This is a genomic window from Terrihabitans aquatilis, assembly GCF_052542005.1.
In genome coordinates this window covers 39,638-52,605 of record NZ_JBOCUO010000002.1, presented here as the reverse complement: position 1 = coordinate 52,605, position 12,968 = coordinate 39,638, and the positions used below count along the sequence as shown (strand labels likewise).

Here is a 12,968-nt window from a genome sequence, read left to right as displayed (position 1 = left end):
ATGACCGGGCTCGTTCTTCCCGCGTACGGCCGAACATTGTCGGCGTTGCGGAGCATCGTTCTCGCGGTGCTCCTGCTCGTCGCAACGGCGCTTTGCGGGGGCATGATCGTTCACGCCGATCCGGCCTTTCCCGCATTGAGCGGGCGCGTCGTGGACGAGGCGGAGATCCTCGACATCCAGACCGAAGCGTTGATCGAGGGCAAGCTGGCTGAGCTTGAACGCAAGAGCTCAGATCAGCTCGTCGTCGTCACCCTGCGCTCCCTGCAGGGCTACGACATTGCCGATTACGGGTATCGGCTTGGCCGCCATTGGGGCATCGGGCAAAAAGGCACGAACAACGGCGCGCTCCTTCTCGTTGCGCCCAACGAGCGTAAGGTCCGTATCGAGGTGGGGTATGGCCTCGAAGGTGCGATCACCGACGCAGCCTCCCGTTTCATCATCGAGAATGCGATCCTGCCCCGCTTTCGTGCGAACGATTTCGCCGGCGGCGTGTCGCGCGGTGTGGACGACCTTGTCCAGCTTCTCGAAGGCGACGAGGATTTCAAGCGGCGCATCGAGCAGGCCGCGCAGGGCAGTCGCGCCACGGAGGATAGCGGCGGCATCCCGTTTGTCGTCCTCGTCTTCATCGGTTTCTGGATTCTCACCCTGATGTTCGGTCGCCGGAATGGCCGTGGTCGCCGCCGGCGCGGCACATTGCCCGTCATCCTGCCGTTCCCCGGCAGTTTCGGCGGTGGTGGAGGTGGCGGCTTCGGCGGCGGCTTTGGCGGGGGAGGTGGAGGGTTCAGCGGCGGCGGCGGCTCGTTCGGCGGCGGCGGATCCTCGGGGAGTTGGTGAATGCAGACTGAACCCCTTACCGAGGCCCAGGCTGCCCTTATCCGGACAGCCGTGGAGAAAGCCGAGGCCGGAACGGCCGGCGAAATCTTCGTTGTGGTCGCCGAGCGGGCGGACGAATACCGGCTGGTGCCGGTGTTCTGGGGCACCGTGGCGGCCTTTGTCGCGGTGTGGCCGCTTCACCTGTTCACTGATCTTAATTTTGATCTGGTGCTGGCGCTTCAGCCGCTGGTATTCGCCGTCGTTGCGTTCGCCCTGTCGCACCGCACCATGCGCACACGTCTGGTGCCGCCATGGCTTGCCGACGAGGAGGTGGAGCGCGCCGCGCGTGACCAGTTCCTGGCGCATGGCATCCATCTCACCAAGGACCGCACCGGCGTTCTCATCTACGTGGCTCGCGCCGAGCGGCGTGTCGAGATCATCGCCGATGATGGCATCGCCGCCCGCGTCGACCAGTCCGAATGGGATGAAGTCGCCGAGGAGATCGTGCGCGAGGCGCGGGAAGGCAGGCTGACGGAAGGCCTCATCACCGCCATCCATCATTCCGGCCGCCTTTTGGCCAAGCATTTCTCCCCGGCGCCCGACGATGCCAACGAATTGCCGGACCAGCTGATCCGGATCTAGCTGGCGGACATGCTGCGGACATCCTCTTACGCTACGCACCGACCGAGGAGGACGTGCTTATGTTGACTTCCGATCGCAGAGCCGTGCAGGAGCGCATTCGCGAGGCGGTGCGCCAGCCCGAGCTCGGTAAGACTTCGCCGGATTTCGCGGAAGCGCTCTTCGCCAATACGCCGTCCGCGGACCTAGCCGATCTGAAGGCGCCGGCTCTCGCGGCCCTGACCCATGCCGCATGGGAGCACCTGAGCACCAGCGCGCTGAACCGTCACGATCTCAAGATCGTCAATCCCGATTTTCCCGGCTGCACGGACATCACCGTGGTCGAGATCGTCAATCACGACATGCCTTTCCTGCTGGATTCGGCCATGGCGTGCCTGCTCCAGCGAGGGTTCGAGCCGCGGCTTGTCGCCCATCCTATCTTCGCCGTCGAACGCCGGGCGGATGGCGCGATCAACAGCTTCGAGGTTGCGGAGCCGGGCGATGGCCGCCGTCATGAAAGCCTCATCCATCTGCACATCGCGCGCATCGAGGATGAGACCGCGCGGCAGGACCTGGCCGAGGACCTTGCCCGCACCTTTGACGACATCCGTGCCGCGACGGACGATTTCGCCGTCATGGAGGCGCGTCTGTCCCAGGCGCTGGAGGGTCTTCGCACGCCGGGTACAGGCCTGAAGGAGGCCGACATCGCGGAGGCGGAAGCCTTCCTGCGCTGGATGATGGATGACAACTTCATCTTCATCGGCCTGCGGGAGTTGCCCTTGATCGAGGGGCAGGAGGCGACCGGCGAGGGTTTCGGTATCCTTCGGGACGCGCAGACCTATGTGCTGCGCCGGGGCGGCGCCTTCGTCACCACGACGCCGGAAATCCGTCGCTTCCTGGCCGAGCCGGTGCCGCTTCTGGTCACGAAGGCCAGCGTCCGCTCGCGCATCCATCGTCGCGCCCATCTCGATTATATTGGCGTGAAGCTTTTCGACGCACAGGGCCGCACGGCCGGCGAATTGCGGATGGTCGGCTTGTTCACAGCTACCGCCTACACCCAGCCCGTCGCCTCCATCCCCCTGTTGCGCCGCAAGTTCGAAGCGGCCAGCCAGGCCACGGGCTTCAATCCGGAAAGCCATTCCGGCCGTGCGTTGGCTCAGATCGTGGAAAGCTATCCGCGCGATGAGCTGTTCCAGATCGATGCCGACACGCTTGCGCGCTTTGCCGTCGATATCGTCAGCCTGTATGAGCGCCCGCGCCTGCGTATTCTCGTGCGTCCTGACGCGTTCCATCGTTTCGTTTCGGTCTTCGTGTTCGTCCCGCGTGACAAATACGATTCCGACGTGCGCGCCCGCATCGGCACACGTCTGGCCGAAGCTTTCGAGGGTCGTGTCTCCGCCTTTCACCCGTCCTTCCTGGAAGGCGTGCCGCTGACTCGGGTGCACTACATCATCGGCTGCGACGGCGAGGACGCGCCCGATACGGATCTCGTCGCGCTCGAACAGGCCATCGTTCTCGAGGTCCAGACATGGACCGACCGCCTCAAACTGGCGCTCTCCGAAAATTACGAGGGCCCGGCCGCGCGCGGCCTTGCGGCGCGTTATGCCAATGCTTTCTCCGCTGGCTACCGCGAAGCATTCGCGCCGGGTGATGCGCTCGCGCACATCGCGCGTATGGAAGCGCTGGACGAGCAACGATTCTACGCCATCCAGTTCGTGGAAGAGGGAACACCCGACGACGACCGCGTCGGCCTCGAAATTCTCTCGCTGGGACGTTCCATTCCGCTCAGCGAGCGTATCCCCGTTCTAGCCGCCATGGGCTTTGCGGCCGATGACGAGCGCACATTCGAGATCAATGTCGGGTCCGAGCGGGCCATCTGGCTGCATGATATGCGGCTGCGTCGCGCCAATGGCGGGTCTGTCGATCTCGCCGCCCGGCGCTCGGTGCTGACGGAACTCGGCGAAGCCGTCGCGACCCGTTGCGCCGAAAGCGACCATTACAATGCGCTGGCCCTGGAAGTGGGGCTCGACTGGCGCGAGATCTCTCTCCTGCGCGCCGTCTCCCGTTACCTGCGGCAGGCGGGCATTGCTTTCAGCCACGAATACATGGCGGGCGTCGCGGTGAAGCACGCCGCCATCTCGGCCCGCATCGTCGCTTTGTTCCACGCCCGCTTCTCACCGGACGGTCCGGATGATCGCACCGCCGCCCAGGCGGATGTCCTCGCGGCGATCGAGGACGATCTGGCGAATGTCGAAAGTCTCGACGAGGACCGCATCCTGCGCCGCTTCGTCAATCTCGTGCAGAGCATGGTACGGACCAATTTCTACCAGCGCGAAGCGGACGGCGGCCCGCGTCAGGTCGTCTCCTTCAAGCTGGAGGCCGCAAAGGTCGACGCGCTGCCTGCGCCGCGCCCATTGTTCGAAATATTCGTCTCGTCGCCTCGCGTGGAGGGCGTGCATCTCCGCTTCGGGCGAGTGGCGCGCGGTGGCTTGCGCTGGTCCGATCGGCCTGAGGATTTCCGGACCGAGATCCTCGGTCTGGTCAAGGCACAGCAGGTCAAGAATGCGGTGATCGTGCCGGTCGGGGCAAAGGGCGGCTTTGTGCCCAAACGCCTGCCGCCCGCATCGGACCGCGCGGCCTGGATGGCGGAGGGCACCGAGGCCTACAAGATCTTCATTTCGGCCCTGCTCGACCTGACCGACGACATCGAGGGCGCGGACAATGTGCCCCCCGCCGATACAGTGCGCCACGACGCGGACGATTCCTATCTCGTGGTTGCCGCCGACAAGGGCACGGCCACGTTCTCGGACACGGCGAATGGCCTTGCCATCGCCCGCGGGTTCTGGCTCGGCGATGCCTTCGCATCCGGAGGCTCGGTCGGCTACGATCACAAGAAGATGGGCATTACGGCGCGCGGCGCCTGGGAAGCCGTGAAGCGGCATTTCCGCGAGATGGACATCGATATCCAGTCCACGCCCTTCACGGCGGCTGGCGTGGGCGACATGTCCGGCGACGTGTTCGGCAACGGCATGCTGCTGTCGCGCCAGACCCGGCTCGTCGCCGCGTTTGACCATCGCGACATCTTCCTTGATCCGGATCCCGACCCTGCTCGTTCCTGGGACGAGCGGAAGAGGTTGTTCGATCTGCCGCGCTCCAGTTGGAGGGATTACGATTCCGGCCTGATCTCCGAGGGCGGCGGCGTTTTCCCGCGCGGCGCCAAATCGCTCGATCTGTCGCGACAGGCGCAGGCCCTCCTCGGATTGCCTACCTCCCGCGTTACCCCGCAGCAGGTCATGCAGGCCATTCTGCGGCTGGATGTCGATCTGCTGTTCTTCGGCGGCATCGGCACCTACATCCGCGCCTCTTCGGAAAGCGATTCCGCCGTCGGCGATCGGAGCAATGATCCGATCCGCGTCACGGGCTCCGAGATCCGGGCGAAGGTGGTGGGTGAGGGCGCCAATCTTGGTGCGACGCAGCTCGGCCGGATCGAAGCGGCGCAAACCAATGTCCGCATCAACACCGACGCCATCGACAATTCCGCCGGCGTCAACACTTCCGACTACGAGGTGAACATCAAGATTGGCCTGCAGCCGGCTCTCAACGATGGCCGGCTGGGCGATGACACACGTTCGGCCTTCCTCGCCAGCATGACGGACGAAATTGCCGGCCTCGTTCTCGCGAACAATCACCGCCAGACATTGGCACTCTCCCTGACTGAGCGTCGCGGTGCGGAAGATCTGGGGTTCGAGCGTGTCCTGATGCGCCGTCTGGAGGAGCGTGGCCTGCTCGATCGTGCGGTGGAATATCTGCCGGATGAGGCCGCGCTCGATGCGAGAGCGGCGAACGGCCGTTCTCTCACCCGGCCCGAACTCGCCGTGCTTCTGGCTTACGCCAAGAACGCCCTTTATGCGGATCTGCTAGAGAGCGGCGTGCCGGACGATCCCTATCTCGGCCGTGAGCTCGGGCGTTATTTCCCGGGCCCGATGCGAGAGGGTTATCGCGCCGATATCGATGCCCATCGGCTGCGGCGCGAGATCATCACCACCCGGCTCGCCAACGCCATGATCGATCTTGGGGGGCCCTCGCTTCTGCCGCGCTTGGGCGATGTCGGGGTCGATGAGGGCGCGGCGGCCTTTGCCGCCGTGCGTGACAGCTTCCGGATCGGCGAATTGATGGCCGGGATCGACGCACTTGACGCGAAGATCTCAGGCAGTCTCCAGCTCCAGCTCTATGGTTCGGTCCAGGATCTGCTCCTGTCGCGGATGCCGTGGTTCCTGCGAAATGTCGATCTGAAACAAGGCCTCCAGGACGTCGTGGCGCGTTTCCGCGCCGCGCTGGACGAGGTTCGTGCCGGCCTCGGCGACGTTCTGGGCGAGGAGGCGACAACAAGCTGGCGCGCCCGTGCCGATGAATTCGAGGCGGCCGGTGTTCCCGCAGAACTGGCGTCCTGGCTTGCGGCTCTGCCGGCTCTTGCGCGGGCTCCGGATGCGGTTCTGGTCGCCGAGCGCTCAGGCCTTCAGATCGTGCCCGCTGCACAGAAGCTTTTCGCGACGACCGAGCAGCTCTGTCTCGACGCGCTTCAGCAGGCCGCATCCGCCATCGCCGTCGGCGACCATTACGAGCGTCTGGCCATCGATCGGGCTCTGAGCGAAATCGGGGCCGCTGTGCGCGCCTTGGCGGCACGGCCGTCGGATCACGGCGTCATTCTCCTGCCGGAGGATGCGGCGCAGGTCTCGCGGCAACTGGCAGATATCAGCCGGTCGGGCCTGTCGCTGGCGAAGCTGACGATCGCTGCCGACATGATCTCGGGGCTCGCCAGAAGCTAGGCTGCGCGAACATCTCGCCTGTTCATGCGTTGCTTCTTCGAAAAAGGGAGGAGCGCTCATGGCCGATGTAAACATGGAAGAATCTGCGACCGTCGTCTGGAATGACGACACGCCGATATTGGGCGACATCCATAACGGATCGGGCACTCATCCGCGCCATTTCGAGCACATGGCCGATGCCCTGGATTTCGTCTACGCGGAGATTCCGGATCGTCATCGTCCGTCGGTGCGTATCAACACCTCCGGCCACGTCTACCATTATGAGGATATCGAGCGCATTCACGAGGCTCGCGCCCGTGGCGAGCGGATCAGGCGCCCGGAATACGACTAACCCCGTGCGGTGATATCAGCGGGCGATTTCGACCACATGTCCGGCCGTGACAGCGGCTGAGACGATCTGATGCGCCGCATCGACGCGATGGGGAATCTGAGGATTAGCCGACACGGAGCCGGTGTCGGGAGCGAACGGGGTGAGGGCGAGGCCCAGAAGAAGAGCGCACATCAAGCTACGCGGCAAACGCGAACTAATGATCTGCATCGAACCCCCGACAAATCGACGCGGAAAAACCGGCCGCAGCGACGTTTTCTTAACGGTACGCTTTCCGGTTGTCACGCGCCCCGCGTCGGTTTCTTCCCTCTAGTGTCGAAAATGCCGCACGCCGGTGAACACCATTGCGAGACCCCGCGCATCGGCCGCTTCGATAACCTCTTGATCGCGCACGGATCCGCCCGGCTGGATGGCGGCGACGGCGCCTGCGTCGGCTGCGGCGATCAATCCGTCGGCAAACGGGAAAAAAGCATCAGAGGCGACGACGCTGTCCCTCAAAGGTGATTCGCCGAGGCCTGACGCCGCGGCGATTTCAGTGGCTTTGCGCACTGCCACCTGGGAGGCGTCAACCCGGCTCATCTGGCCCGCGCCGATCCCGATCGTGGCGTTCTTCTTCGCATAAACGATCGCGTTCGACTTCACGTGCTTGACCACACGATAGGCAAACAGCAGATCGTCCAATTCGCGGTCGGTCGGCTTGCGGCGTGTCACCACGCGCAGATCGGCATCGTCGACGACGGAATCGTCGCGGCTCTGCATCAGGAGCCCGCCGGCCACGCTCTTCACCGTCAGCCCTCCAACGCGCGGATCGGGCAGGCCTCCCGTCAGGAGAAGGCGCAGATTCTTCTTTGCGCCGATGATCTCGATGGCCTCGTCGGTCGCATCGGGAGCGATGATCACTTCCGTGAAGATCTTCACCATTTCGGCTGCGGCTGCCGCGTCCAGCGTGCCATTGACGGCGATGATGCCGCCGAAGGCCGAGACGGGGTCGCTCGCGAGTGCCCGGCGATAAGCGTCGGCCAGATCCGCGCCTTCGGCAACGCCGCACGGATTGGCATGCTTGACGATGGCGCACGCCGCCGTCCGTGCGGGGTCGAACTCCGCCACCAGCTCGAAGGCGGCGTCGGTGTCGTTGATGTTGTTGTAGGACAATTCCTTGCCCTGTAATTGGCGGGCACCAACCACTCCGGGCCGTGCATCCTGGGAGGTCCACAGGCTCGCGGTCTGGTGCGGGTTCTCGCCGTAGCGCAGCACCTGTTTCAGGCTGCCGGACAGCGCGCCGAACGCGAGCGAACTTTCACCGACGTGGCGCGACATATAGCCGGCGATGGCGGCGTCGTAGGCTGAGGTCCGGGCGAACGCCTTTGCCGCCAGCGCTTCACGAAGCTTCAGGGACGTGGCGCCGTCATGGGCGTCCATCGCATTCAGCACGCGCACGTAATCGGCCGGGTCCACCACAACCGTTACGTCGGCATGGTTTTTCGCCGCGCCGCGGATCATGGCCGGACCCCCGACATCGATGTTCTCGACCATATCGTCGTGGTCGGCGCCGCGCGCCAGCGCCTGCTCGAACGGATAGAGATTGACGACCAGAAGATCGATCGGAGCAATGCCGTGTGCCTCGGCGGCGGCGTCATGCTCGGCATTGCCGCGAATGGCCAGAAGGCCGCCATGCACCGCCGGATGCAGCGTCTTCACGCGGCCGTCCATCATTTCGGGAAAACCCGTCAGGTCGGACACGTCCCGCACCGGCAATCCAGCATCCTTCAGCGCGCGAGCCGTGCCGCCGGTCGACACCAGATCCACATGGCGCTCATGCAGAGCGCGGGCGAACTCGATCACTCCGCTCTTGCCGGAAACGGAAATGAGCGCGCGGCGAATGGGGCGATAGGCCATATCGGATCTTCCTCGGGAGAGGGCTAGGCGCTTAGCACGAGGGTCCCCTTGGCGAAACCCTCAGCTCAGGCCCAGGGCCGCCGGTGCCACTTCGCTGCCCGTCTGGGTGAACGACCAGGAAACCCGCATTCCGGCCTGACGTCCCAGCGAAACCGATATCTGCTCTGAGGGAACGGGGCCGTCGGGACCGGCGAAGAACACGCTTTCCTCGATGTCAGCCAGGTGGTCGTCGCACGAAAACAGCCAGACATCGCCCGAGGGCGGCACCAGCAGCACGGCCCGGCCTTCATTCAGTCGTGTCGCGCGGACGCCCGGGTGGAGGTGAAAGCGCAGCACGGCTTCCGCGCTGCCGGCGCGTACCGGGCGCAGCACATCGAGGCCTTCGAGTTGCCTTCCATCGGCCTGCAGGCGCAGAATGCGCTCATGGACGAAGCCGAACCGTGCGGCATAGCCGTCATGGCTTGCACGGAGCACGCGCGCATCGCTGCGGTCCTCGCGGGCCACGATCACCGAACGCGGCCCCTCGCGCAGCAGCGAGCCGGCAAGCCCGGCGATCCAGCCCTTCAGAAAGCGGCTCGACGAGGCGTCTGCAATCGTCAGCGTGGAATGGGCGGCGGTGCGGCGTGCCGCACGGCGCATGTTCTCGACGCCACGTGCCGGTGCACCGCAATTGACGACGATGCGGTCGCGCTGCGCGGAAAACTCGAACGACAACGTACCGGCATGCGCCGTCCGGCTCAGCTCCATGGGCGGCGGCATGCCGGTGTCGGCGATCACCATCGTCCCCGGCGCCTCCAGGCGCTGATAACCGGAGAAGGAGGCGTTGAGCACGGGATTGCCATGAGCATCGTCACGCGCCAGCACCGCATCCAGACGTTGCTGTGCAGTCGGTCCCATGCCGTTGAACAGAGCCAGCGCTCCTCCGGGGTGACGGAAGAAGCGCAGCATCGGCAGCATTCGGTCGAGCGCGGGCATAAGCTCGCGAGGCGGTTCCAATGCACGTTCGTTGAAGGCGGTCAGCAGCGGCAGCAGGTTTTCCGCCCAGGCCAGCAGGTCAGCCGGGTTGCGCGTCGCGGGTCCACCATCGGGCAGAACGAGGCGGGGCAATTCGGTGTTGAGATGCGTCGTGCCGATGCGCAGGGCGCGTGCCTGATCGGGCAGAGCGAGGCCGGCCGCGGTCAGCGCGATTGCGGGATAAAGCCGCGCAAGGCCAGCAGGCAACCGCAGCAGATCGCGCCGCAGATTGGCCGTCTGTCGACCCAGAATACGCAGGAGCGTGCGGCGAAACCCCTCTTCCGCTCCATCGAGCAGGAATCCGGCATGGGTCAGCAATCGGATCAGTCGGCATGCCGCGATATCCGGCTGGCGCGCGGTGCGGTTAAGCCGGCTGTTCGCCGCCCATTCCTCAACGAGAGTTCGGGCATAAGCGCGCGACAGGGCGTTTTCCGTCGCGGCGAGGTCCGCGAGCCACGCAAAACCTTGCAGATGGCGCGCCCATTCGCTGGAGGGCGGCGTGTGCGCGAAGATAGAAATTCCGCCGGCCTCCACGCGATAGCCGGCAAATTCGAAGACGCCGCCATAGAGCTCGACGCCGCGCGCCGCGTCGCCGGATGCGACGGATGCCGGCACTGGCCTGATGTCGGATGGCATCGCCAGAGGCGGCGTCAGGCGCAGAAGGCGTCGCGGGCTGAGGCGTGCAAGCCCCTGCGCGCCCACCAATGCCGCCAGCCGGAACAGGGTCCGGGCACCGTCCGCTATGGCGTCAATCGCCAAGAAGCCTGCTCCTGATTCGTTCGAAGGGCATCACGATAGAAGCAGGGCTTCGAAATGGCCATTTCCGGCGAGGATTTCAGATCCTGGCCCGCAGCCGGGCGGCGAAGAAGCCGTCGATCCCGGCCAGACGCGCATCTTCGTGGGGAAGGTGCACCGGCAGGGTGCGCAATTCTCCCTGCGTGTTCAGCATCTCGGTTCGCCCGCTGATCTCGTCAGCCGTGACGGGCACGCGTTCAAGGCTGTCGTTTCGCTCCAGCAGCGCCGCGATCTGCTGCTCGCCTTCTTCAGGCTCGAGCGAACACGTCGAATAGACCAGAACGCCGCCGGGCTTCAGCAGACGTGCGGCCCTATCGAGAAGGCGCGCCTGCAACGCGGCCAGCTTGTCGATGTCGTCGCCGCTCTTCAGCCACGCCACGTCGGGGTGGCGGCGGATCGTGCCGGTGGCCGAGCACGGCGCGTCCAGCAAGATGGCGTCGAAAGGCTCATCCTCGAAGGCGGTGGCATCGGCTGTGATTGTCCGCGCCGACAGGCCGAGCCTCTTCAAATTCTCGCTGAGGCGGCGCAGGCGTGGTGCCGAACGATCGACAGCTGTCACGTCCGCGCCTGCGGCTGCCAGCTGAGCGGTCTTGCCGCCGGGTGCGGCACAGAGATCGGCCACGCGCATGCCCGCCGAGGGCTTCAGCAACCTTGCCGGCAAGGCGGCCGCGGCATCTTGCACCCACCATTCACCGGCCGCGAAACCGTCCAGTTCGGTGACGGGTCCATGCGGCACCAGCCGTATCGAGCCGGTCGGCAACAGGATACCGCCGAGCCGTTCGGCCCAGCCCTCGGCATCGTTCTTGATGGTGATGTCGAGCGCCGGCTCCGTCCGCTCGACTGCGGCAATCGCCCCGGCCTGGCCTACGCCCCAAACCTCACCCCAGCGCGCCATCAGCCAGTCGGGAAGATCGCTGTCGGCGGCGTTCATCTTCGCCAGCAGGGCCTCACGCTCACGCGCAACATTGCGCAGCACGCCGTTCACCAGCGGGGCAAAGGGCCGGGCCGCGCGGTCGGCATGGGCCTGCTCTACCGCCAGATCGACCGCGGAATGGTCGGGCACCTCCATGAGCAGGATCTGGGCCGCACCGGTTAGCAGGATGCTTTCCAGCGCCCCACGCGGATCGAGGGGCTTGCGCAGAAAGCCGGCAAGCGCCCGCCGCAGCGAGCCGAGCCGCCTCAGGCTCGCCCCAGCAATGGCGCGGGCCAGCGCCCGGTCGCGCGCGTCGAGGTCGGCCATCGGACCGCGCGGATCGTCGAGCGCCTCATCGAGAGGGCGGCCGCGCTGCAAGACGCCATGGAGAAGCTGGGTGGCGGCGCGGCGTGCCGCGAGGCCTTGGGTATGGGAAGGGTTCATCGGCCCCTTATGACCTGTGTCGCGGCGGAAATCAGCCCCACGGTCCGCGCCGCGCTCCACCGCCGCCCCACGGGCCGCCATTGCCACTGCGTGCAACGGACGGGGAAGGTTGTGCTCTGCCGAAACCCGCGCCCGTGGACGTGCCCATCTGCGCCGCCAATTGCTGCAGTGCCGCGATGCGGTTGCCGGTGTCGGGATGGGTCGAGAACAGATTGTCCATCCGCGCGCCGGAGAGCGGATTGATGATGAACATGTGCGCGGTGGCCGGGTTGTGCTCGGCTTCCACGTTCTCCACGCGATGGGCGGCGCCCGCGATCTTGCCGAGCGCAGAGGCAAGCCAGATCGGCTGGCCGCAGATTTCGGCGCCCAGCTTGTCGGCCTCATACTCGCGCGATCGCGAAATCGCCATCTGCACGATCATCGCACCGATTGGCGCCAGGATCATGATGGCGATCGTGCCGATCATGCCGAAGCCGCCATTGTTGTTGTCGCGGTTGCCGCCGAACAGAAAGGCGAAGTTCGCCAGCATGCCGATGGCACCCGCGAGGGTGGCCGTTACGGTCATGGTCAGCGTGTCGTAATTCTTCACATGCGCGAGCTCATGCGCCATCACGCCGGCCACTTCCTCGCGGGTCAGCGAATTCAGCAGGCCGGTCGTTGCCGCAACGGCGGCGTTCTGCGGATTGCGGCCGGTAGCGAAGGCGTTCGGCTGCGGATTTTCAATGATATAGACACGCGGCATGGGCAGTTCGGCGCGGCGGGCCAGTTCCTGCACCATGCCGTAATATTCGGGCGCGCTGCGGGCATCGACTTCGCGTGCGCCATACATGCCGAGCACCATCGAGCCGGAATTCCAATAGCTGAAGGCGTTCATGGCCAGCGCCACGGCAAAGGCGATCATCATGCCGCCAGAGCCGCCGATCACGTAGCCCACCGCCATGAAAAGAGCCGTCATGCCGGCAAGCAGTATGGCGGTTCTCATATGGTTCATCGGGGTCTCCAAAGCTGGCGCGTGACGTGCGCCACGTTCGAGATATATGTTGGAAAAGAAGGGTTCGACCGCAAGGAGCACGGCCATGGCTGATCCTGCCGACAACGACAATGTGCGGGCGCCGCAGCCGCGCGTCCTGACCCCCGAAGCCGAGCGTGCCTTGGCCGAGGCTGAAGCCCGCCGTGCGGCGTCCGAATCGGCATCGTCCCAGACCCGCGAGATCAGCGGCCGCAAAGGCTTGGAGCCGGTGCGCTATGGCGATTGGGAAGTGAAGGGTCTGGCCACCGATTTCTGACCACGCCGCTCGCGCGATTTTCGGGTTTGCCTGCC

At 65.4% G+C, this 12,968-nt stretch carries 10 protein-coding genes; 5 read left to right on the top strand and 5 right to left on the bottom strand.

Features of this window, described 5'->3' with window-relative positions:
- Genes ACQ6S1_RS06195 through ACQ6S1_RS06180 form a run of 4 tightly spaced genes read left to right on the top strand, consistent with a single transcriptional unit; the run spans window position 1 to window position 6,588 of the window.
- A complete protein-coding gene (locus ACQ6S1_RS06195; protein WP_445040319.1) occupies window positions 1-834 on the top strand; it encodes a TPM domain-containing protein in 834 nt (277 codons plus the stop codon).
- Window positions 835-1,455 (top strand): TPM domain-containing protein, encoded by a 621-nt coding sequence (locus ACQ6S1_RS06190; RefSeq protein WP_445040318.1) that lies wholly within the window; start codon window positions 835-837, stop codon window positions 1,453-1,455.
- Between the two features lie 59 nt (window positions 1,456-1,514).
- Window positions 1,515-6,257, top strand: a complete 4,743-nt coding sequence (locus tag ACQ6S1_RS06185; RefSeq protein WP_445040317.1) for an NAD-glutamate dehydrogenase — start codon at window positions 1,515-1,517, stop codon at window positions 6,255-6,257.
- A 58-nt stretch (window positions 6,258-6,315) separates the two neighbouring features.
- Window positions 6,316-6,588 carry a hypothetical protein gene (locus tag ACQ6S1_RS06180; RefSeq protein WP_445040316.1) on the top strand — a complete coding sequence of 91 codons (273 nt, stop codon included), beginning with the start codon at window positions 6,316-6,318 and terminating at the stop codon, window positions 6,586-6,588.
- A 15-nt stretch (window positions 6,589-6,603) separates the two neighbouring features.
- Here the strand turns inward: ACQ6S1_RS06180 and ACQ6S1_RS06175 are convergent, their stop codons facing one another.
- The 5 genes from ACQ6S1_RS06175 to htpX form a co-directional block, all read right to left on the bottom strand.
- Complete coding sequence (locus tag ACQ6S1_RS06175; protein WP_445040315.1) at window positions 6,604-6,759, bottom strand: hypothetical protein; 156 nt, start codon at window positions 6,757-6,759, stop codon at window positions 6,604-6,606.
- A gap of 135 nt (window positions 6,760-6,894) precedes the next feature.
- Window positions 6,895-8,481, bottom strand: coding sequence for a bifunctional phosphoribosylaminoimidazolecarboxamide formyltransferase/IMP cyclohydrolase (gene purH / locus ACQ6S1_RS06170; protein WP_445040314.1), 1,587 nt, complete (start codon window positions 8,479-8,481; stop codon window positions 6,895-6,897).
- A 60-nt stretch (window positions 8,482-8,541) separates the two neighbouring features.
- Window positions 8,542-10,254 (bottom strand): heparinase II/III family protein, encoded by a 1,713-nt coding sequence (locus ACQ6S1_RS06165; RefSeq protein WP_445040313.1) that lies wholly within the window; start codon window positions 10,252-10,254, stop codon window positions 8,542-8,544.
- 76 nt (window positions 10,255-10,330) lie between these two features.
- Complete coding sequence (locus ACQ6S1_RS06160) at window positions 10,331-11,647, bottom strand: RsmB/NOP family class I SAM-dependent RNA methyltransferase (RefSeq protein ID WP_445040312.1); 1,317 nt, start codon at window positions 11,645-11,647, stop codon at window positions 10,331-10,333.
- A gap of 31 nt (window positions 11,648-11,678) precedes the next feature.
- Complete coding sequence (gene htpX, locus ACQ6S1_RS06155; RefSeq protein ID WP_445040311.1) at window positions 11,679-12,638, bottom strand: zinc metalloprotease HtpX; 960 nt, start codon at window positions 12,636-12,638, stop codon at window positions 11,679-11,681.
- A gap of 85 nt (window positions 12,639-12,723) precedes the next feature.
- Here htpX and ACQ6S1_RS06150 point away from each other — a divergent pair, with 85 nt between their 5' ends.
- On the top strand, window positions 12,724-12,933 hold the full coding sequence (locus ACQ6S1_RS06150; RefSeq protein WP_445040310.1) for a DUF1674 domain-containing protein: 210 nt from the start codon (window positions 12,724-12,726) through the stop codon (window positions 12,931-12,933).
- The last annotated feature ends 35 nt before the right edge of the window (window positions 12,934-12,968 follow it).